The 23,119-nt window shown below is 50.5% G+C and carries 17 protein-coding genes; 14 read left to right on the top strand and 3 right to left on the bottom strand.

Translation table 11 applies throughout. The annotated features are described in order from the left end of the window. Complete coding sequence (locus tag BLS44_RS10785; protein ID WP_245729182.1) at positions 1 to 582, bottom strand: NUDIX domain-containing protein; 582 nt, start codon at positions 580 to 582, stop codon at positions 1 to 3. 179 nt (positions 583 to 761) lie between these two features. On the opposite strand from BLS44_RS10785, the gene BLS44_RS10790 reads away from it, so the two are divergent. Further along, on the top strand, positions 762 to 1,373 hold the full coding sequence (locus BLS44_RS10790) for a superoxide dismutase family protein (protein ID WP_090390296.1): 612 nt from the start codon (positions 762 to 764) through the stop codon (positions 1,371 to 1,373). A 300-nt stretch (positions 1,374 to 1,673) separates the two neighbouring features. Then, positions 1,674 to 2,489: a carboxypeptidase-like regulatory domain-containing protein gene (locus tag BLS44_RS10800; protein ID WP_090390083.1), complete on the top strand. Its 816-nt coding sequence runs from the start codon at positions 1,674 to 1,676 to the stop codon at positions 2,487 to 2,489. A gap of 50 nt (positions 2,490 to 2,539) precedes the next feature. On the opposite strand, the gene BLS44_RS10805 is transcribed toward BLS44_RS10800, so the two are convergent. Further along, the gene (locus BLS44_RS10805) at positions 2,540 to 2,785 is read right to left on the bottom strand and encodes a hypothetical protein (protein WP_176954374.1); all 246 of its coding nucleotides are present in this window, start codon (positions 2,783 to 2,785) and stop codon (positions 2,540 to 2,542) included. A 443-nt stretch (positions 2,786 to 3,228) separates the two neighbouring features. On the opposite strand from BLS44_RS10805, the gene BLS44_RS10810 reads away from it, so the two are divergent. Beyond that, positions 3,229 to 4,560, top strand: coding sequence for a glycosyl hydrolase family 28-related protein (locus BLS44_RS10810; protein WP_176954375.1), 1,332 nt, complete (start codon positions 3,229 to 3,231; stop codon positions 4,558 to 4,560). 32 nt (positions 4,561 to 4,592) lie between these two features. Further along, positions 4,593 to 5,876 carry a hypothetical protein gene (locus tag BLS44_RS10815; protein WP_218127730.1) on the top strand — a complete coding sequence of 428 codons (1,284 nt, stop codon included), beginning with the start codon at positions 4,593 to 4,595 and terminating at the stop codon, positions 5,874 to 5,876. A 57-nt stretch (positions 5,877 to 5,933) separates the two neighbouring features. On the opposite strand, the gene BLS44_RS10820 is transcribed toward BLS44_RS10815, so the two are convergent. Beyond that, positions 5,934 to 7,427 (bottom strand): sulfatase family protein, encoded by a 1,494-nt coding sequence (locus BLS44_RS10820; RefSeq protein WP_090390086.1) that lies wholly within the window; start codon positions 7,425 to 7,427, stop codon positions 5,934 to 5,936. 688 nt (positions 7,428 to 8,115) lie between these two features. On the opposite strand from BLS44_RS10820, the gene BLS44_RS26505 reads away from it, so the two are divergent. From BLS44_RS26505 to BLS44_RS10875, 10 genes are all read left to right on the top strand, one after another. Beyond that, on the top strand, positions 8,116 to 8,262 hold the full coding sequence (locus tag BLS44_RS26505; protein WP_176954376.1) for a hypothetical protein: 147 nt from the start codon (positions 8,116 to 8,118) through the stop codon (positions 8,260 to 8,262). A gap of 268 nt (positions 8,263 to 8,530) precedes the next feature. Next, positions 8,531 to 9,115 (top strand): RNA polymerase sigma factor, encoded by a 585-nt coding sequence (locus tag BLS44_RS10835; RefSeq protein WP_090390089.1) that lies wholly within the window; start codon positions 8,531 to 8,533, stop codon positions 9,113 to 9,115. A gap of 81 nt (positions 9,116 to 9,196) precedes the next feature. Continuing rightward, entirely contained in the window at positions 9,197 to 10,291 is a 1,095-nt protein-coding gene (locus BLS44_RS10840; RefSeq protein ID WP_143019730.1) for a FecR family protein, read from the top strand. Between the two features lie 185 nt (positions 10,292 to 10,476). After that, positions 10,477 to 13,806 carry a TonB-dependent receptor gene (locus BLS44_RS10845; protein ID WP_176954377.1) on the top strand — a complete coding sequence of 1,110 codons (3,330 nt, stop codon included), beginning with the start codon at positions 10,477 to 10,479 and terminating at the stop codon, positions 13,804 to 13,806. A 43-nt stretch (positions 13,807 to 13,849) separates the two neighbouring features. Beyond that, positions 13,850 to 15,634 (top strand): RagB/SusD family nutrient uptake outer membrane protein, encoded by a 1,785-nt coding sequence (locus tag BLS44_RS10850; RefSeq protein WP_090390092.1) that lies wholly within the window; start codon positions 13,850 to 13,852, stop codon positions 15,632 to 15,634. A 30-nt stretch (positions 15,635 to 15,664) separates the two neighbouring features. Next, entirely contained in the window at positions 15,665 to 16,153 is a 489-nt protein-coding gene (locus tag BLS44_RS10855; protein ID WP_090390093.1) for a DUF5018-related domain-containing protein, read from the top strand. A gap of 167 nt (positions 16,154 to 16,320) precedes the next feature. Then, complete coding sequence (locus BLS44_RS10860; protein WP_090390094.1) at positions 16,321 to 18,279, top strand: glycoside hydrolase family 97 protein; 1,959 nt, start codon at positions 16,321 to 16,323, stop codon at positions 18,277 to 18,279. A gap of 9 nt (positions 18,280 to 18,288) precedes the next feature. Beyond that, positions 18,289 to 19,680: an endo-alpha-N-acetylgalactosaminidase family protein gene (locus tag BLS44_RS10865; RefSeq protein WP_090390095.1), complete on the top strand. Its 1,392-nt coding sequence runs from the start codon at positions 18,289 to 18,291 to the stop codon at positions 19,678 to 19,680. Between the two features lie 5 nt (positions 19,681 to 19,685). Further along, complete coding sequence (locus BLS44_RS10870) at positions 19,686 to 21,419, top strand: right-handed parallel beta-helix repeat-containing protein (RefSeq protein WP_176954378.1); 1,734 nt, start codon at positions 19,686 to 19,688, stop codon at positions 21,417 to 21,419. Continuing rightward, a complete protein-coding gene (locus BLS44_RS10875) occupies positions 21,403 to 22,863 on the top strand; it encodes an endo-alpha-N-acetylgalactosaminidase family protein (RefSeq protein WP_090390097.1) in 1,461 nt (486 codons plus the stop codon). Before BLS44_RS10870 ends, BLS44_RS10875 begins: the two co-directional genes overlap by 17 nt. Positions 22,864 to 23,119 lie beyond the last annotated feature (256 nt).

Here is a 23,119-nt window from a genome sequence, read left to right on the forward strand (position 1 = left end):
TCAGAACAACGGATGCCCTCTCTCCAGCAGCAGCGCCGCTTTCTGCAATGCAGCAACGGAAATGGCATCAGTGATGGTTCCTCTTTCAACCATATCCAATGCATCCTGCAAGGGGAGTTTTCTTATCACCAGTTGTTCGGTTTCCTCGGGTTGTGGTGTCTTTTGCACCAGGTCTGTAGCCATGAATACAATGGCCAGTTCATCCGATACAGAATTAGATAGATGCATTTGCAGCAGCTCTTTCCATTGCAATGCTTCCAGTCCTGCTTCTTCCAGTAATTCCCTTTTTGCACTTTCCAGGGGATCACTCCCTTCCGGGCAACCGCCTTCCGGGATTTCCCAGGAGTATGCATTAAGTACAAAGCGGTACTGACCGATCAAAAAAGTGTTCTGATCCGCATCGATCACCAGGATGCCGATCGCTATATTTTTGAAATGGACTTTCCCATAGATCCCTTTCCCTCCCGAAGGGTTGATCACATTATATTCCGTAACACGGATCCAGGGATTATCATATACATCCTGTTTGTCCAGTACGCTCCATGGATTTTCCATCGTTCTTTTTTCTTGTTTTTGATGCATGAAATTAACTATTCTGATCCACGTACCGCGCGGGAATCGTTAAAGGATAAGCGCAGGTACGGTTGTTATGATCCAGGCGAAATTACAATTCTGCTGGTACCATGCCCTGTTTATTACAATAATTCATTTAGTTTTGCGTATTAATAGTGCATCTCTCAACACTTTAAAAAATAATGATTATGAAAAAAATGTTCTTCTCCGCAGGTGTTGCCGCCTTGCTGATCCTGGGATCCTGCGGAAACAGCGCTACAGAAAAAAACGGGGCTGATACCACCGCCACGGCACCTGCAGATACAATGCCTCCGGCAACATCAGATGCGGTTACACCGGAAGGAACACAGGTGGCAGTAGCCAACCTACAGTTAACCAGCGACAGTACCAAGAACATCGGTACTGCAAAGTTTTATAAGCTGACCGATGGTAAGATCCGGCTGGACCTGGAGATTAATATGCCGGAAAGGGCCGACAGCAATGTTGCGGTTCACTTTCATGAGCATGGAGACTGTGGTATGAAAGGCGAAAATTCTCACGGCCACTGGAACCCTACAAAATCCAACCATGGTGAATGGGGATCCGCAGCTTTTCACTCAGGTGATATCGGCAATATTAAATTGGACGCTTCCGGTCATGGCACCAAGAGTGTAACCACGGACCTTTGGAGCGTAGAGCCAGGTGATAAAGAGATCATTGGCCGTGCTGTTATTGTGCATGGAGGTACTGATGACTACAAAACCCAGCCTACAGGCAATAGCGGCCCCCGTGTCGGATGTGGCGTTATTACCAAACTATAAGGAACCTTCCGGTATATTTTTGAAAAGGCTGCAAGAACTGCAGCCTTTTTTTATTCCTGCCTGTGGAACGCAGAGACCGGGACGGAGGGATGCGCCCGGGATTGTGTTATCTCCTCACCGCTATAAACCCCTGACAGGCCAGGCAATACTGCGCCGGCCTTTGGCAGGCGGGCATTTACCGGAGTGTACCGAACCGGATAACTGTTTGTTTGCATATTATGCGCATTGCATGGGTAACAAAATACTGTTTGTGTTGATCTGAAGGTAAAACAGGTAAAGACAATCTAAAACCCATGTGTTATGAAAAGAATATTATTGATTCTCCTTGTTGCAGTAACAGCAGGGGAGGCTATTGCGCAGCAGCCGGTTCGTAATTCAGATGCTTCCGTTTATACAGCCGGCCGTCTTTCCATGACGCCTGCAACAGCAAGACAGACACCGGTCAGCAGTTTCGGAGAAAAAGTTGCCGGTGGCCTTCAGGCAGGTGCCAATGCCAGGACGGTTAATGATTCCAGCAAAGGGGTACCTGCCAAGCCCGGCGGGGCTGTGTCTTCGTCTTATGCAGCCGGCCGTCTTTCCATGACGCCTACAACTGTAAAACAAACGCAGGGATTGAATTTCGGAGAGAAAGTTGCACAGGGCATGGCGGCTCATGATGGCCATAATCCATTGTATGAAGGGGAAATTACAAACGAAGTTGATCCTATGTACGATCCTGCCAGACAAGCCCGTCCCGGTCAACCCATTAAGGGGGTGATTGTCAAGGGAGGGCACAATCCCGGCGGACATCAGCTGACAATCTTAAGTAATGATAAAGGCGAATTTGAATTGAATGGCCTGGAGCCCGGCAATTACCGGTTTACGCTTACAGGACCCGATGCCCGGCAGCGGCATGGAGTGGTGGTACAGGGGGGTAAAAATTCCGGCGAGGCGATGACAGGTCTGACGGTTGGCGAAAACGGCGAAATACAGTTTGAGGTTCTGGAAGCCGGCGATTACAGGTTTATCATTCAGGCTGCGGATGAAACCCGTCAGGGCAAACCTGGTCTGAAACAGGGGAACATAACAGAAAAGACGGGCTCTGGTCTGAAGGATACGTTAAAAACAAATGTCTGATCAATGCACCGGTCATCGTTGTTCTGAGGTATTCCGCTCCTGCCAGCCGTTTATACCTGCTGCAGGTCATTCAGCGTAATGATGATCTGCTGTATCAATTCCCGGTCAATTTCCGAAGCATCCTCTGAAGCTTCCTGCAACACGCGAAACTGCTGCTCGTCATCGCGTTCAAAAATCAGCTCCCGGCCATTGACCATTACATAAAATTTGTAAGAATAGGCAAAGGTCACAAGCCGGCCTCTCAAAATTAATGTTGCTCCTTTATAGCGAACAGGTAATTCAAAAAAATGCTCCATATTGAATAATCGGCCGCGAAATTCTGCTTTTTTCTGTGTAATACGCATAAATGCATAAAATACTTTTTTAGCCGGGACAATCCGGAATTTCAATTAACTTGTGGCCCTGATTTGCAGGATGCAGATACTGACCATTGCGTAGAAGAGAAGCTTGCTGAAAAATGTAAAAGTATACCCGGGGCGATGAAGAGTGCATTTGTACGGTTGCGTTAACGTATGGGGGTGCAGTTTGCAGAACTGGCATTTATGATCCTGATTGCTGCCTTCTCTATTTGAAGCGGCAGGGGGCTTTCTTTTGACGAAGAATGCGATTGATGACCGGATGAAGGTCCGGGACAGCGGGCTCTTTCCCGGCGCCGGAATTGATCCTGTGATCCGGGAGCGTAACTATCAGGTGCACGATCAGGAACGAAAGCTTAACGGTTAATAGGTTTACCATGTGTATGAAAAGTTTCAAAAGGAGCAGAAGATCTTTCTGCCTGGCGGTATTGTTGTTGCTGACAACACTTTGGAGCGCTGCCCAGAAGGATAAAAATGTCAATATCAACCCCCACCCGGAGTCTGCCGATGTGGTATCAGTACTTGATTTTGGAGCCCGGCCCGATGGACAGGCGGATGCTACCGGGGCCTTTCAAAAGGCGCTTACCTCGTTTGGAACAAAGGGTGGTACCGTGTATGTTCCCCGGGGTACCTATCTTTTTAAAGGGAGTTTGAATATTCCACAGGCTGTGACGCTAAAAGGGGCTTTCGAATCTGTACCCTCACATAACGGCATTCGTAACAAAGGGTTACCGAAGCCTGGGGATGACGGTACCACTTTTTTAATTACAGGTAACAGGGGAACGGAAGACGCAGCCCCGTTCATTACATTAAATACGAATAGTACTTTACGGGGAGTGGTTCTATACTGGCCCCTGCAGGATCCTGAAAATATTCCGGAGCCTTATCCCTGGGGTATAGCGATGCGGGGAAAAAATCCTGCCGTCCTGGATGTTGAGATGCTGAACCCGTATAATGCTATTGATGCATCAAAAAACGAAAGGGCGCTGATCCGCAATATCAGTGGGCAGGCCCTGCGGAGAGGGATCTATGTGGATGGTATTTACGATATCGGCCGTATTGAAAATGTTCACTGGAATCCCTGGTGGAGTATGAAACCCCGACTTTTTAACTGGCAGAAAGAAAATGGAGAAGCTTTTATTTTCGAACGTACCGACTGGCATTATGTATTCAATACCTTTTGCTTTGGTTATAAGACGGGGTATAAATTTGGCGCCAGCAGCGGAAGCACCGGGGCCTGTAACGGAAATTTTCTTGGTATCGGCGCCGACGACTGTCAAACGGCCGTGCTGGTAGAACAAAGCGCTCCCTACGGTTTGCTGATCACTAATGGCGAATTTGTTGCAATGGAGGGCGCAGATCCTACGATGGTGGTGGTAACCGGAGCGAATAAAGGGAATGTCCGGTTTGTAAATTGTGCATTCTGGGGGCCCTGCAACCGGAACGCAATGATCGACGGAACGGGAACCATTGGGTTTTCTGATTGTACGTTTGTACAGTGGGACCGGAACAAAGAGGGGCTCCCATCCATACAGGTAAACAGCGGTACTTTATTGGTAAGGGGATGTGATTTTGGAACCAATGCCCCGCAGGTTGCTATAGGCGAAAGCGTATCGCGGGCCATCGTAAGTGAAAATACGGTAAAAGGAAAAGTAAATATCATCAATAAGATCCAAAACGCTTTTGTTAACGGTAATATCGGAACGGAGCAGTGATTCACCAATACCCCGGGATAAAAAGTATACGAATGAAGCTACCTGCATGCCTGGCGGCTATTGGCTTATTGTTCCTGTCCTGCAGCGTGGCCCGGAAGCCGGCGGCGCCATCAAAGTCATTTCACTTTAACAGGTCGGGGATCTCCTTACCGGTATTGAGCAATTATCTTGAGCGGTCGGTTACCATGACCGAGTTTCTGACAGTGGATCCCTTTGGAATTGATGGTCCCTATCCCTATAAAGAGGATGATATAAGATTGATAAAGAACACAGGGGCGAAATTTATCGGCCGGGCCATTTATCGCTGGGGCCGGGAAGCTGCATTAACGGTTCCCGGCTACCTGGAGCAGGCAGAAAAACTGATCGGGCGGGTACATGCTTTTGATAGGGAGGTGGTTTTTCAGGCGGCTATTTTCGAGATCGTTACCCGCGAGGTAAATAAGATCCCCATACCCGCCTGGACCTTTGAAGCCATGGGGCTTCCTCCGGAGGAACGCTCTTTCCGTTATGAGCGGATGCTGAATCCCGGGGGAAAGATGGTTGATCACTGGCATACCGGATCCAGCGTGCCGGATATTGCACAACAGGAAACCCAATTGTGGTTCCTGTTCCTCGCAGGCACGTATTTCAAAATCGGGTGCGAAGCCCTGCATCTGGGGCAAACGGCATTAATAGGGATGGCGGATCCGGATCTGCATCACTGGAAGGCGTTCATCGATAAATTGAGAAGGTATGCCCGTACTGCAACGCGTCGTGGCTGGGTATTGCTGGATGCGCATGTTCCAACGGGGGGCATGATCGTGGATGGGGCCAGCCTGCTGGACTTTAACAGCTTTCCCCTGCGCATTAAAGAAATACCGGATAAGCCCCGGCAGGCATTGCTGGAAAAGGGATACCTGGATGCACTTTACGGGCGTAGCAGGGGAGGGGTTACACCGAGTGGCTGGTTGTGCAGCTCATTGCCCTACCTGGTTGAGTTTGATAATTTCGGCTGCAGCAGTACGCCGGGCCGGTCCACCATTACCAGTCATTTTATATGGGGCTATGATGAAATTACCTGGTTTTACCTGCAAAGTGAGGATTATCGTAAACAATGGTTAAAATATGCCGATCATTGGATCCGTGAGCAGGATCCGAACGGATTTTTGCAAATGCCGGTAAGCAGGGTGGTGAGTTTGTGCGAAGGAAAAGGCCCGGGAAAATACAGGGGCAACACAAGATCTGCCAATAACCCCGACGGTTTAAACGTTGAAGAAACAATACGGGAATTGTGGAACACCCGTGGTAAAAAACAGCCACCTGTTAACGGGCGTTAAAAACTCATGCCCGCAAGCTACCTACTGTTGCAATGTACAGTGCTGCATGAATTCTGATTATTGATATTGCAGGTAATTTACTTTTACATCGTTTGCCTGCGGAGTACCGCTCGTGCTCCTGCCGTTGCTGATAATATGCTGCAGGTTGCGCTTCAGCCGGGCTACTATTTCCGGATTTTGTGCTGCAACATTTGTCTGCTCGGCGGGATCTTGTTCCAGATTGTATAATTGCAGCGGAGGCATGGACTGTTGCCGGGCCTCTTTTTCTACAGGAACACTCCATCCTCCCGAGCCGTAGGCAAATTCCAATTTCCATTTGCCCTCACGTATGGCAAAGTTGCCGTCGATAGAATGATGAATGGTGGCGGTTCTTTTATATTTCCCTTTCTGCAGCAGCAGGGGCAGAAGATCATAGCTGTCTTCTCCTTCCGTAGCTTTTAATGGCGGACCGGTAAGTGCCGCAGCTGTTGCCATAAAATCGGTAAGGCAAACCGTAACGCCGGACGAAGTGCCCGCTGGTATCATACCCGGCCATTTTACAATAAAAGGGATCCGGTGCCCGCCTTCATAAATATCGGCCTTGTTTCCCCTGAAGGTATAACTGGAGCTATGCCCTGCAGCACTCAGCTCTTTTAGATTGGCAGATGGGGAAACCCCGTTGTCACTGGTAAAAACAATGAGGGTGTTATTCCCAATGCCTGCGTCTTTTACAGCCTGCAGTATGCACCCTACCATATCATCGGTCATCAGCACAAAGTCGCCATAGTCATTGGTAGCGGTTTTGCCCTTGTAGGACGCCGAAGGAAGAATAGGCGTATGGGGTGAGGGCAATGCCAGGTACAGGAAGAACGGGGCCTTGCTCCGTGATTTTTCTTTAATGTAGGTTACTGCTTTCTGTGTAAACCGGGGCAGCACGGTAGCATGTTCAAAATCATTTCCGATGGGACCTGCACGCCAGAACCCCATGCCATTGCTTCCTTTTATGCTGTCGATAGCAGTAGCCGTGATTTTGTTGTTTTCTATATAAAAATAGGGGGGTATATCAAGGGAAGCCGTAATGCCATAGAAATAATCGAACCCCAGGGAAGCAGGACCTCCGCTGATCTCCCGCGTAAAATCGATGCGGCCATTGGCATCCTTTTGCCAACCCAGCCCCAAATGCCATTTGCCGATGCAGGCGGTTTGGTAACCACGGCGTTTTAACAGCGACGCAATGGTGCTGCGGTTGGGGGCGATCAGCGGGGCATCATAACTCCATAGTACGCCATTTTGCAAACGGGTACGCCAGGCATAGCGGCCTGTTAGTATGCCATAACGTGTAGGCGTACATACGGCCGAGTTGCTGTGTGCATCTGTAAATACCATGCCGGCATCGGCCAGCGCATCGATGTTTTTTGTGGGGATCTTTGAATAGGCATTTAATGCGCTTATATCGCCGTAGCCAAGGTCGTCCGCAAGGATATAAATGATATTGGGATGGCTGGTTTGAGCAAAACTATTGAGTGCCACAATACATAGTAGGAGGAGCAACCCCCGCCGCTGATCTTTCATGCTTTTATTACAATTTTATCCATAATGTTTAACAGCCCGCGTGGCCCTGTCAGGTTACGATGTACCCCAGCCCGGTGCATAACAGGGCTTTTAATGTTTACAGATGCCACCGGGAGCCCGTTGTTACAACCAGTGATTGTTCACCGCCCTATTACGTTATCACCGGCCATTATACAAATCGTGTGGGGCAAAAGTATGATAATAAATATACAACGATTCAGGGCGGAAGGCAAACAAGTTTTGGGGCGATGCGTTTAAAATTCCCCGACCGGTATTCTTAAGGCGCCGTTTCTATCACCGGCCATTCTTTCGGTGTGTGGTAGCTTTGCTGCCGGCAAATCCGGCTAATGAAATGCAGAAAAAGAGGCTGCCCGCCGGCGGAGGCCGGCAGGAAACTGCCCGGAATGCACTGCCGGGATATATTCTTCCGGCATCAATTGGAAACCTGGGTTTAGCGGATCCCGGCCGGGAGCACAAAGAAACGGGTGGCCCCGGCATGCAAACATAAGAGCGGGGCGTATGGCATCACCGGCCAGTCGTTTCCTCCCTGCCGTTTAAATGAGGCGTAGATCTATTATATGGACACTGTTTGCGGGATCGGGTTTATGCCTTCCGGGTATGTAGATATAAAGGGTGTTTCTGAAATCAAAAAGAAGATGTTGCAATGTCATAAAGCCGGCTCAAAGACATGAAGGATGAGGCAAATACAGATGTGCTTGAATTGATCGGAACGCAGGCGAAGTTCCGGGGACTGGCAGCAGGCTGTGCATACGCAGAGGGGTTTTGCCGGCTTGGAGGTTACCAGCGGGGACTGGCAGGGCGGGTTTTGCCTTAGAACCCGTGGCAGAAAAGACCGGACCGGGCGCAAAATGAACGCGGGGGGGCGATTGGCTGCTGCCTGGTGTGTCACTAAAAATGGTGACGAACGCGTATTGAAATATTAAATAATTTGCACTATGTAATTGGACAAGATTAAAACTTAGAGCCGGCCGGGGTTTTTACCCTGGCTTTTTAATTTCAGCAAAGTACCCGGTCCTTTACCCGGTTAAGGGCAGCATTTGGAATTTAATACCTACTTTTATCTGCCATAGCAGGGTTTATTTATGGAAGTAACAACCGGGGTTCTGTTGGGAAGGATTGTTTCGGGCGATGAGCGCGCCTTCCGGCAGTTATATAACCGTTACCATCAGCAGATATATGCTATCGGGTATTACCTGAGCCGCTCTCAAACGATAGCAGAAGATATCGTACAGGATGTATTTTTAAAAATATGGGATAAACGGGCTGAACTGAGGGAAGTACGGCAATTTGAGGGTTGGCTCAAAATTATTGTAAAAAATCATACCCTCAATGTGCTGGAAAAAGCTGCAAAGGAGCGGCTGACGCGCAAAGTACAGCAGGAGCAGGAAAGAGCAGCCCTTGCAGAAACCCTGCTGGCGCCCAAACTGGAGCAAAAAGAGATCAATCACCTGATACAGAAAGCGATCGACCGCCTGCCGCCACAGCAGAAAAAGGCCTACCTGCTCAGCAGGCAGGAGGGCTTTAAGGTGGCAGAGATCGCTGAAATAATGGACCTCAGTATTTATACGGTAAAAAACCATCTAAAGGTAGCAACGGCATCCATCATTGCATTTTGTAAACGGAATATGGAACTGGTTATTACTATGGTACTGCTTTCAAAAAAATAATTTTTCCGGGAATAGCCCTTTTTGTTCTGCCGGCTGTCTTTATTATATACTGGAGGGTATAAAAATAAAAAAGTATTGCTTTTGACGCCTAAAATCAGGATAGAGTGGTTGCTCCGGCTACATGCGGAAGGGAAGGCAGCTCCGGCCGATACGGAAGAGTTGTACGGATATTACGTAAACCGGGAATATACAGGTATTGTGGAAGCGCTGATTGATGAACTCTGGGACCCGGCGTCTTTTCAGACGTTGTTAACCGATCAGGAATCAGAGGTCTTGTACCGGAACATCAGCCGCCGGTTGTCCCGTCCGCAAAGATGGCCGGTGGGCCGGTGGATGGCTGCGGCATCTGTTTTGCTGGTTTTGGCACTTGGGTGGTGGTGGCTGCAATATGGCTCCGGAAAAAAGCAGGAAGCCGCATTGCCGGTTATTACGGATCTGGCGCCCCCGGCGGCTTCCAACGCCGTACTTTTTTCAGACAATGGCAATAAGCAGGTATTGAAGAGCCGTGATACGCTTGTTACTGCCGGTACTGCCCGGCAGCCGGGACAGTTCAATACGGTATTTAATCCCCGTGGCAGCCAGCCGATCGCTGTGGTGCTGGCGGATGGCACCCGGTTATGGCTGAATGCAGAAAGCTCTGTAAAGTACCCGTTAGAGTTTGCCACTGCTGAAAGAAGGGTGCAGGTTAGTGGCGAGGCTTACTTTGAAGTAGCTCATGAGGATGGTAAACCCTTTATTGTAGAAAGCGGCAGTACGCTGGTAAAGGTACTGGGAACACATTTCAATATCAATACATTTGATGATAAAACCAAAGTAACGCTGTTGCAGGGCATGGTGCAGGTCAGCAATCAAAAGGATTCGGGGCTCATTAGACCCGGACAATCTGCAATCATTACCGACGGGCTCAATATAGCGGCTTCAGACACGGTGAGTGCTGTGGCCTGGAAAAGCCACCTCTTTAATTTTAAGGAGACGCCGCTGAAAGAGATCCTCCAGGAGATCGGCCGGTGGTACGACGTGGAAGTAGTTTATGAAGGAGCGGTTCCGGAGGTTACCCTGTCCGGTACCATTAACCGGAATATCAATGCCTCAAAGGTATTGGAGATGCTGCATCTCAGCAGCGGCCTGGAGTTCGAAATCCGGGACCGGCACATAATTGTAAAGAAAAGTCAGTAATAAAATAAAAGGCGGAAAGTGTTGAAGCCACTTCCCGCCGGAGGTTCAGTAAATAAATTTTAAACCAATCTCTACTCACCAAACCTATCCCGATAGGAAATCGGGACAACAAAAGTATGAATTTTACAGGGAACGATTGCGTTTTTCGCCGGCGGCGGGGGACGGCAGCCACATTTTTCTTGCGCATGAAGCTTTTAATGATTTGTTTATTGGCGGCAACGATGTACGCTTCGGCAGCGGTCAACGGCCAGACAGTTTCTTTTTCGAAAAAGAATGCCAGCATTTCGGATATCTTTATTGAAATAAAAAAGCAGACGGGGTACAATTTTCTTTACAAAGACGCCCTGCTGCGCTTTAGCCGCCCGGTGAATATCGCTGTCAGCAATATGCCGGTAGGGAAAGCACTGGATCTTACATTTAAAGACCAGCCGCTGACTTATAATATCGTTGATAAAACGATTATAATAAAAGAAGATCCGCAAAAGAAATTATTACTGGGAGTGCCGGTTATTGTTACGGGTACCGTACTGGACGAGCTGGGTAAACCGCTGGCCGGGGCCAGTATCCTGGTTAAGGGGCAAACGCGGGGCACCAGTACCAATGCCAAAGGCGAGTTTACCATCGATGTTGCTCCGGACGCGGTATTGGAAGTGTCGTCCGTCGGGTATGAGCCGCAGCAGGTAAATGTGGATAAGCGGGAAACGCTTACCATTGTGTTAAAGGCCAGCCAGGGAAGCCTGGATGAGGTAATTGCAATCGGCTATGGCCGTACTACAAGGGGAAAAAATGTAACCTCGGTATCTACCTTAAAACCGGATGCGATCACCAACCTGGGTGCTGCTTCTGTGGGGGATGGACTGGCCGGCCGTGTGCCTGGTCTTATTGTTTCTGCAAGCGGTGGCGGGCCTGGAAAAAAACCGACGATCTCCATACGCGGTGGTGGTACGCCTGTATATGTGATCGATAATATCATATCCAGCGAAGCACAGTTCCAAACCCTAAACATCAATGATATAGAGAATATCTCTTTTCTGAAGGACGGGCCGGCCACAGCGATCTACGGGGTAGCAGCCGGTAACGGACTGGTGCTGGTAACTACTAAGAGAGGTACCAAGGGGAAAATGAATGTGAATTACAATTTTACCCGTTCCATTTCCCAGAACACTTATCTGCCTGAAAAGCTCAATGCTTATGAATATGTAACGTTGCAGAACCAGGTAGCGGCTGCAGAAGGAGCGGCCCCGGTATTCCAGGATGCGGATGTGCAAAAATATAAGGATCACAGCGATCCGCTGAATTTCCAGGATAACGACTGGCAGGGGCTTACATTAAAGCGCTATGCCCCGCAATCGCAGCACAATTTGTCGATGAGCGGTGGCAACGAGCAAATGCAGTATTTTGCCTCGCTGGGATACCTGGACCAGGGTTCCCTGTATAAGTTCGATACCAAATGGCTGAAGCGCTATAACTACCGCTTGCATGTGACCGGTAATTTTGAGAAGATCGGCCTGAAAACAACCATCGGCCTGTATGGGGTTAATGAGATCAACCGGGATGTGCTGAGCGCATATGCTCCCAGTCAGAACTACAACGTGTGGGGCCATATCCAGAACCGGTCCCCGATCGATAAAGCATATGCAGACCTGGCGCATACCAAATACGCCAACCAGGGCGATCATCCCATTGTCGAAATTGATCCCCGGAGCGGGTATTTAAAAAATGAAGGAAGAGATATCAATGGACTGCTGGAAGTGCAATGGAGCGTACCCGGAGTAAAAGGGCTTTCCTTTAAAGGGAACGGGAACCTGCGCCAGAGCCAGTCTTTTATAAGAGGATGGAATGTTACAGCGCCCCAGTACGCGATCGGAAGTGATGTGCCGTCGCAACCTGCCTCCGCGCCCAGCTTATCCGTTACGGCCACAACCGGGTACAACTATGTATTACAGGGCTTCGGGGATTATACACGAACTTTTGGCGATCATAGCCTTTCCGTAATGGGTGGTTATGAAGAAGCATATGGGTTTGGAGAAAGTGTAAATGCCTCCCGCAACTCTTATGTATTTCTGCTGGACCAGTTATTTGCCGGGCCTGTAGGCACTTCACGTAACAGCGGCTCCTCCTCCGAAAATGTGCGGAATGCCTGGTTGGGAAGGCTGAATTATGATTATAAAGGGAAGTATTTTTTTGAGGGCGCTTTCCGCTATGACGGAAGCGATCTTTTCCCTGAAGGAAAACGAAAGGGATTTTTCCCCGGCGGAGTGCTCGGCTGGGTGATCTCGAAAGAACCCTTTATGAAAGCGCTTGATAACAGTAATATCATCAACTATCTCAGGGGCCGGGTTTCTTATGGTTCGGTAGGACAGATCGAACGCAACGGCGCCGGTGACCCGGTGATCGGTTATTTCAGCTATGTGCCGGGCTATGGATCCGGCAGCGGTTATGTGGTAGGCGGGGTGTTGCAACCCAGTTTGAATCCGCCGGCCATTCCCAGCCCGGATATTACCTGGTATACCCAGCAGTCCTTCAATACCGGGTTGGATTTTGCCACGCTCAACAACCGGCTAAGCGGTTCTGTTGACTATTTTTACCTGCGTAATACGGGTTACCTGGCTTCCCTTTCTGCCTCTTTGTATACAGATCCCCTGGGTACTGCATTGCCTTTCCGGCTTTCCAACGGGGCCTTTCGCAGGGCCGGGTTTGATTTTGGCCTGAAGTATTCGGACCATGCCGGGAAGCTGAAATACACGGTCGGTGCTAATTTTACCAGGTTTGACCAGCTTTGGGAAGTAAACGCCAATGAAGATAGCGCCACGCTCAAAAACCCGTATATGACCTCGTATCATCAGACAGGATTTTTAACAACAGGGCTGTATGCCCTGGGCCTGTACCAGAATGCCACAGACATTATCAATAATCCGCGCAAAAGAAATACCACGCTGGCGCCCGGCGATATCATGTACCAGGATGTAAACGGCGATGGCAAGATTGATAACGACGATTTCCGCAGGATCGGTAAAAACGGATTTCCCCGGGTGAACTATGGTTTTAATGCAGACCTGAGTTACGAGGGATGGTTCCTGAACATGCTGTGGCAGGGAAGCGGTAAACGCAGCGTGTACCTGGGTGATGTATTCCAGGGCAATAGTGCCAGCAGCATCCGCTATGTATTTCAGACGGAAGACCGATGGAGCGCTTCCAATCCCGGCGCCCAATACCCGCGCCTGTTATCGAGCGGCGGGGTGAACGGGAGCAATAATGATGGTAGCTCTGATTTTTGGGTGATCAATGCCGGATACCTGCGTTTAAAGGCCGTTCAGCTGGGGTATAATTTCAAAGACCTCCTGGCCAAACGCCTGCGCTTTGTTTCCGATCTGCGCATTACACTCAGCGGCACCAACCTTGTTACGTTCTCCAAATTGCTGGATTACGGCCTGGATCCTGAAACCGGAAGTAATAATAATTACGACTACCCGGTGCAGCGGACCTATGCCCTGTCCATCAACCTGGGCTTTTAGCCGGTAAAAAGATTATGAGAACAATTAATGAAAAAAGAAAACAATGAAAAAAAGTATACGCATTTTTATATTCACCCTGGCTGTTTTAACGGGCATCGTATGGTCCTGTAAAAAGCTGGGAGACACACAACCTTACGACCGGTTTGATGAGCCTTCCGTATGGGCTTCCAGGAACAACGCCATGACCTTTGTGTATGGTACTTATGGCCAGATCCTCCAGGGGCTCTACACCAGCCAGATCGGCACAGAGACCTGGACTAACAACCTGGTGGCTACGGCGGGAACAGCTTTTACAAGAGAAGAGATTACCCGGGATAATGATTTTGGCTTTAACCAGTTTTCCAGTATCCGCCGCTGCAACATGATCATTGAAAAATCGGCTGCTTCCGCTACTATTCCCGATGCGGATAAAGCAGAGCTTCAGGCACACGGCAGATTTTTGAGAGCCATGACCTACTACTGGCTGGCGCGCAGGTTCGGAAGGGTGATCTATGTAGACAAAGTACTCACCGAAAATGAAGCCGATTATAAACTACCGCAAACCGCAACGATTGCCGAAACCTATAACCTGATCATGAAGGATATTGACGCGGCCATCACCGGCCTGCCCGCTACGGCGCCCTCCGGCCTTGCCTCCAAATGGACTGCCTATGCCCTTAAGTCGGAAGTGGCCCTTCAGGCAGCCGCCTATACCGGGGATAACAGTTATTATCAGAAGGCCCTGGATGCCGCGGATTCGGTGATCCAGAAAGGGGGCTACTCGCTGGAAACGGATTATGAAGGACTGTTCAATGAAAAGAAACGGACCTCCCCGGAGATCATCCTGGCCATGTACCGCGATAAGAGCAATACCAACTGCGATAATACCGATATGCAGCAGATCATTCCCAATACCAATAACGATAATGTGCGGTTAAGAGGGGCTACTCCTGAATTTAAGGTAGATAAGATGTTTGAGGCCTGGGCACAGTATTCGCCCACGCAGAGTATGATGGATGCCTACCTGGCCATTGATGCTGCAGACCCAACCAAAGCCGTGAAATGGGATCAGAGCGCTCAGTACCTCGCTAATATTACCAAACGCGCTTCAGCATTTGCAGACAGTGCCGTAGTAACAGGTGCAGGCAGTGTAAACAGCATCATCTATAATAACCGCGATAAAAGACTGGCAGCATCCATCGTGTACGATTCCGTGCAGTGGTATGGAGAAACGGTGACCACCAACCGCAATGGAAACCTGAACCGGCTCATCAACGGAAGCCTGTCCTCCGGGTGCTGTATGCCGGTGACCAACTGCTTTGTACGCAAAGGTACTTATAGTGTAACTCCGCGGCCCTTTGTAGGGATCCCCACCGATTATCATTGGGTTATTTTCAGATTGGGACGGGTTTACCTCAATAAGGCCGAAGCATTGCTGCGCCTGAACCGGATCGCAGAAGCGGTAGCGGCACTGAATATGACCCGTGTTACTCATGGAGGACTGCCACCTTCGACTGCTGCTACGGCCACAGCCGCCTGGACGGATTATAAAAGAGAACGGCGGGTAGACCTGTTTGAAGAGCAGGATTATTACTGGAGCCTGCTTCGTTGGGGCAAATATGGTGGCGCAGCAAACAACGGAATAGCAGCCGGGGGGAATATCCCCGAGCTGGAAGAACCACCCACCTATATGGAGATCAACCGGAACCGGAACGGATACCGGATCGAAGTGTTGAACTGGACACAGAACCAGGTACGGGTGTTTGATGAATCACGCAGGTATTTGCTTCCGATCCAGAATTCCCAGATCATACGACACGGAAGTCTGGAGCAAAACCCTAACTGGTAACCGATTGATTTACGGATTAAAAATATTGAAATGAAAAAAGTAGTTTATCTGATATGGATCAGCTGTATAGCGATGGGCGCGTCATCCTGCCTGAAAGCAGGACTGGACAAGGATCTGCCAAAATTTAAAGACGCCATGATGACCGATGTATTCATGGAATACCTGTATGAAAGCCCCGGTTCCGGTGGCAGCCCGGTTGTAAGGGCTGTATCCATGAGCCTTTCCGGCAAGCAATTTAAAAAGAAAGAAGATTCGGGTGCCGCTTCAGACTCAGCGATCTTTATTGTTACCGTACCGGCGGCCTCCGGCTCCTTTACAACGGAAGAAAGGGCAAAAGTGACCACCGCCAATCTTTCCTTTATGTGCAATATTTCCACGGCAGCTACCATGGTGCCCGTTGACGGTGCGCCCAAACCGGGTGTTCCCGGTGATTTCAGCCAGGCCCGCAGGTACAGGATCACGGCGGCTGATGGCAGCAGCAGGGAGTGGGTGGTGCGTATTGTGAATTTTATAAAATAGGCATTGCTGTTCATTCCATAGCAATGCGGTTCCGGGGGCTGGTTAAAAAGCGGTTCTGTTACCCGTACCCTTTTTGGCCGGCCCTCCTTATAACAGGGGTTGACCGGTATTCTTCTATCAATAACTTTGTTCTTTTGATCAACAGACCTGTTTAAAATAAAATATCGATGAGGAACTGTTTATATGGGCTCTTTGTTTTGATCCTGCATTTTAACGCAGGGGCGCAGCGTTACCAGCTGCAGTCGCCCGGTTTGCAGCTTACTGCGGAAATTGCCGTAGATCAGCGCAATATCCGTATCCGGCTTACAAAAGGTGGAGAGGAACTGGTACAGTTGGATAACCCCGGCTTGAATATCCGGGATCAAAAAGTGGACTTTAATAACCGGCAGGTAAAGGGCACCCGTCGCCGTTCGGTAAACGAAACGGTACGGCCGGTGATCCGGGAGAAGAGCGCTGCCTACGCCAACCGGTACAATGAGCTGGTCATCGATTTTAAAGGCGGTTATACGCTGGCGCTGCGCTTGTTCAATGAAGGGCTGGCCTATCGTTTTCTGACTGCGGTCAAAGACAGTATGGTAGTGCTCAGTGAGCAGCTTTCACTTCATTTTGCAGAAGGGGATACGGCCCGTTTCCAGGCCTCGGAGTCCATCAGCTCGGCCTATGAAACGCCTTATGAAACAAAGCCCGTATCCGGTATTACCTCCGGCCGGCTGTGCAATTTCCCCTTCCTGGTACAAAAAAGCAACGGCCGCTTTGTAATGATAACGGAGAGCGATCTTTATAATTACCCGGGGCTGTGGCTCACCGGTACCGGCACCGGCCGCCTGGAAGTTACCAACCCGGCCTATCCGCAGGGCCTGGATTACAGTGGCAGCATTTACAACCAGGGCCAGGTAAAAACAAGGGCTGGTTTTATAGCCCGGGTAAGCGGCAGCAGGAGCTTTCCCTGGCGGATCATTGCCGTAGCCGATAACGAGGAAGCGCTGATCAGCAATAATATGGTATACCTGCTGGCATCGCCGCAGGCACCCGCAGCCGATTTTTCCTGGGTAAAACCGGGGGTGGTGCTGTTCGACTGGTGGGCAAAGAACAATATCTATGGCGTGGATTTTAAATCGGGCATCAATACGGCCACCGCTAAATACTTTATCGATTTTTGTGCGGCGCATGGATTCCGGTATTTTTTATTCGATGATGGCTGGTGCCCCAAGGAAAATATCTTAAAGGAAGTGCCGGAGCTGAACATGCCCGAGGTGGTGGCCTATGCCAAAACAAAAGGTGTCGGCATCCTGCTTTGGGTGATCTGGAGCTCGATGGAAAAACAGATGGACGCGGCTTTTGACCTGTATGCGCAGTGGGGCATCAGGGGGATCAAAATGGATTTTATGAACCGGGATGATCAGCCGATGGTGGCCTTTTATGAAAAGGTAGCCCGAAAAGCTGCCGAAAAAAAGATGCTGGTCAACTTTCACGGGGCCTATAAGCCCTGCGGGCTCCGGCGGCAATACCCCAATGTGCTTACCCGTGAGGCGCTGATCGAATTTGAATACAATGGCTGGACCCGCCTGGACAATCCTGTACACCATAATCTGCTGCCTTATATCCGTATGTTTACCGGGCCCATGGATTATATACCCGGCACCATGCGGAATGCCACCCGTGAAAATTTCCGTACCCTGGGCGATTACCCGATGATGGAAGGAACCCGGGCCCATTCCATGGCATTGTTCGTGATCCTCAACAGCCCCATGACCATGCTGCCGGATGCACCCTCCGACTATGAGCGGGAGAAGGAATGTACGGACTTCCTGGCCCGTATACCGGTTACCTGGGATGAAACACGGCTGCTTGCCGGGAAGATCGGGCAGTATACGGCGTTGGCCAGGCGCAATGGCAACAACTGGTTTGTGGGCGCTATAACAGATACCCTGGCACGCAACCTGGAGCTGAAAATGGATTTCCTGCCGCCCGGGAGCTATAAGATCACCATTATCAGAGACGGTATCAATGCAGATAAAAGGGCGGAAGACTATCTGCGCACCGAAACGGTTATGGAGGCCGGCAGTACACTGAAATTAGACCTGGCACCCGGCGGTGGATGGGTGGCCCGGATCGAACCTTTATAAATAAATAGCATGTTGATAAAACGAACGCTGATGATACTATTGCTTGCTGCGGCAGCACTGGGAAGGCCGCCGGCCATCATGGCACAGGAAACCCCGTTCCGCTTCCGGCACGATTATGCCCATACGCTGGTCATGAAAATGTTCCTGGCAAAGCCGGACGGCAAAGGTGGAAGTGAGGTCAATATGAATTTTGAACAGGCATTGGCCCTGGTAAAAGAAGTAGATGCACTTACCCTGCAGATGCCCAAGATCATTTACCTGGTGGGGGCCACCTATAACGGGCATGATGATCAGTACCCGGCCTTCTTCGAGATCAACAGAAGCCTGAAACGGCCGCAGGATACAAACGCCGTCCAGAGCCTGGTATGGCTGATGGAGGAAGCCCGTAAATACCATACCACGGTAAGCCTGCACATCAATATGACCGAAGCATATGACAACAGTCCCCTGTGGCCCGTTTATAAAGCGCAGGACCTGATTTCGCGGAATGCGGATGGCAGCCTGATGGTAACGGGCAATTATAATAATCATAAGGCCTACCAGGTCAATTACCGCAACGAGTGGAACAAGGGCTATGCGCAGCTGCGGATCGATTCTTTGTTAACACTGCTGCCCCAGCTGAAAGAGGCCGGTACCATCCACATTGATGCGTGGATCGCACGGGAAAACAAAGGCGCTTATGAAAGCCTGGTGACGGAGGCCGCTTATCAGAAAAAGATCGCGGCATACTGGATCAGCAAAGGGATCGATCCCACCAGCGAATGGGCCATGGATTATATGACGGGGCTGATCCCTTACTACTGGCATTTTAATCACCGCACGCAGGATGATTTTCTGAAAGTACCTGCGGGGCTGGTCACCGGCGGGCATTTTAATCCGGACCTGAAACAAAGTGATTTCGGGCTCGAATTCTTATTTGGCACCAGCATGTACGGAGAGAACCTTTTTCCCGGGGCGCTCAGCCATAACCGGGACGTCAACTGGCAGGCGGCATTCTGCAGGGATTTTTACCTCAATACCATACAGTATGATTACCTCAACCGGCTGCAACGGCTGCGTGTGGAAGGTGACGGCAATAACCGGGTGGCGTATTTCTCCAATGACGTAAGAGTATCGCTGGGCGACAGCACGGTATACGAAGGGCAGCGAAAACTCCGCACCGGAAGCACGGTTTGTTTCCCCGCAGGCTGGCGCAGCGACAACAGCCTGGCAGCATTTAGTCTTCCCGGCACTGTGCTTACCTGCCAGGTGCCCGGCAGCTGGCAGGGGGTGCGCCGTGCAGCGGTTTTGACCGTGGAAGGCACCGGGTTAAAAAAGTGGAAGACCATCCAGGTAAAAGCACAACAGATTTCTTTAAGATTACAACCCGGCATACCGGTGCTGCTGGTGCCGGAAAAATGAAGACCATGAAAAAAAGCTTTCTTTACATACCGTTGTTGCTGTTAGGAACGCTGAAACCCGGTGCGCAGCCTGCTGCGCAGCAAATGGTCTCTGCAGCCGACTTCGGCGCCCTGCCCAATGACACGGTCAATGACCGCACTGCCCTGCAAAGGGCCATTGATTATTGTAAACAAAAAAAGATCCGAACACTCCGCATCCCGCCGGGCCGGTACCGCATTGCAGATACCGCGGCTACCAGGCTGATGCATGATGCGCTCAGCGGCCGGCTGGGCCGCAATCCACAGGACGTGGTGTTTAAACCTTATTTCCCTTACGTGAGCGGACTGCGTTTTCAAAATATTGCAGGCCTTACCGTAGAAGCAGCAGGCGCGTTCCTTATGGCGGAGGGCTGGATGGAGCCGGTAACCATCGAAGGATGCCAGCATCTGACCATCAGGGGGCTTACCATCGATTATACCAACCCTCCACACAGTGAGGGACGGATCATTAAAACCGGGACTGGTTTTTTTGATGTAAAATTACCGCCCGGGTATGATATATCCGGGCCCTTGCTCATCACCCGTATCATGTACTGGGACCCGGTCCGTAACCGGTTGCTGGGAAACCCCTTGTATTTTCCGCAAAAGCAGGAATGGATCGCGCCGGATGTACTAAGGATCGGTTCCGGTGCGGCCGGCATCTTATCGGGATTCATCGCGCTGATGAATCACAGCATGCATTTTCGTCCGGCCATTTTGATCCAATCCGCCGCCAATACGGTATTGGAGCGGGTTACCATCCATGCACAACCGGGGATGGGCATTGTAGGCAACCGGTCAGAAAACATCATAATGAACGGCCTGCGGATCGTACCCCGTGCAGGTAATTATGAGTCTACCAATACGGATGCCACACATTTTACTTCCTGTAAAGGCCTCATCCGTTTTAATGGTTGTTCCTTTGAGGGGCAGGGCGATGATGCCACCAATGTGCATGGTTATTATCATGATATTACAGCGCAGGTGGCTCCCAAAACCTATACGCTGCAGCTCGATAAGGAATTTACCACGCACGCCGCGGTGCTTGATTACCCCGATGCCGGCGATATGCTGGAGCTGGTTTCAAAACAGACATTGCAGGTGGCGGGCCGTTACCGGGTAGTCAGAACGGATACGTTCCCCATGCTTTGGAAGTCGCAGGTACAGTTGAACAGGGCATTGCCGGAGGATATCGGCAATTATTATCTCATTAATATAAGCCGCCTGCCGCGACTGGAATTTGTGAACTCCAATGTAAGCAGCCACCTGGCCCGGGCGGTACTGGTGAAGACCCGGAGTGTTTTAATAGAGAACAATATTTTTCGTGAAACAACGGGTACCGCCGTGCATGTGGGAGCGGAGGGCGATTGGCGCGAGGGACCGGGTGCTGCAGATATCATCATCCGCAATAACCGGTTTATCCGTTGCGGGCGCGGCGATGGGGCCAATGGTGCGGCCACCGCTATTGCCATTAATGTAAAAGCGCCGGATGCCACCGCGCCGGGCATTCATAAAAATATAATCATTGAAGGAAACATCATTGAAGGGGAACCGGGGTATTCCCAAAATGGTATTTTCATTTCCGGGGCGGAAAATGTAAGGGTAAGCGGCAATGAATTTGCCCATTGTAATGCTCCCTGGAATGTGCAGCATTCAAAGCGGGTTTGCTTCCTTGACAATTATCAACGAACTGAACGTATAAAAGATGAAACGATTGAGTAAGATCATAACCTTATTATTTTTTATGGGGCTTTGTCTGGTGGTCCGTAGCCAGGAAGCGGCGGATACCCTGCAGATCGTGCACAAGCCGGTACGGCAGCAGATCCGCTGGCATTACCGGTATGATCAGACGCTGGTGCTGAAGCTGATGCTGTCGCAGGCCCTTTTTGATGGCCCGTATAAAAGAAAGGACAACGGCAAAAGCGAAGTGTTCCTGGATTTCGCCGCGGCGCTGGAAGTGATCAAACGCATAGACCGGCTAACGCTGGGCATTCCGAAGATCATTTACCTGGCGGGCTGGCAATACAACGGGCACGACAGTAAGTACCCTGCCTGGTTTGAAGTGAACCCGGGACTGAAACGTGCGCAGGATCCGGATGCGCTTACCAGCCTGAAATGGCTGATGCAGGAGGCGCGCAGGTATCATACCACCGTAAGCGTTCATATCAATATGTTTGATGCGTATGAAGACAGTCCGCTTTGGAACGAATACCTGGCCAAGGACATCATTGCAAAGCACAAAGATGGTACAGTGCTGAGGGCGGAATGGGGCAGTCCCATCAGCTATGCCCAGGAGTGGAAGACAGGGATGGCACAAAAACGGATCGACCGTCTTTGCCGGATGTTGCCCCTGCAGAAGGCAGGTACGGTTCATATCGATGCCTTCCATACCAGCCCCCCGGTGCCTGAAACCGGTGCAGACGGGAAGCAGCGGATCAACCTGGAACTGAAACCCATCAGCCCTTACCTGTCCTTTACGGTTGCCGATGAAGCAGCAGCACAAAAGAAAATCTTCCGCTACTGGGCCGGAAAGGGAATCGATGTGACCAGTGAGGGCGTTGATTTCTTGCGTCCCACCTCCTTTGAGGGGTATCAGCCGATGGCCTGGTGGGTAGGAGGCGGATCTTCGTTTTACACAAACTGGCCTTCGTCCCTGTATACGGGTGGTGCAGATCGCAGCGAATGGGGCAGGCTGTTTGGTACCAGCATGCATGGGGAAGACCTCGTTAAAAAAGACAAAGAAGGACTTACGGGGTTTAAAGAAGATTTTTGCACGCATACATTAGTCTGGTATTATCTGAACAGGCTGAAACGGCAACAGCTGATCCGGAACGGGGAGCGGAAAGAAGTACGGTTTTCCAACGGGGTGCGCACCATCCTGGACGGCGGTCAGTTCCGGCTGGAAAAGAACGGCGGGACCCTTGTGGATAATGGAGATATATTGTTGCCGGCATTGTGGGTGGATGACAACACCTGGATCGCCTACAGCCGCGAGGGATACCGGAACAGGGAATGGGCGCTGCCGGAGGGCCTCAGCCGGTTTGCGGAGTTAAAGGTATATACGGTTTCTACAGATGGTAAAACAAAATTACAGCCGGTTCCTGTACGTTCCGGTAAGCTGGTGCTTTCACTGGAAAAGGACCAGATGCTGGTACTTACGCGATAACATGGCGCCGATGGGTATAGCAGTGCTGCGCATGTAATTTGTGTTGGAGCGTAGGGGGAGGGCATGCACGATGCCGGTGCGGTGATGGCCGGTTTTTCAGCGGCGCCCTGAAGATGCCATCCCGGTTGATCGTATGGGGGCAGGTTAAGCGGGCAGAAAGAGGCATCGTCTCGCCTTTATGTACCAACAGCAATCCCCGGCTCGTTGTAAAAGTCTGCAACGAAACCCGGAGCACCATAGATCCGGATCATAAAAG

Source organism: Niabella drilacis (assembly GCF_900101395.1).
GTDB classification, from domain to species: domain Bacteria; phylum Bacteroidota; class Bacteroidia; order Chitinophagales; family Chitinophagaceae; genus Niabella; species Niabella drilacis.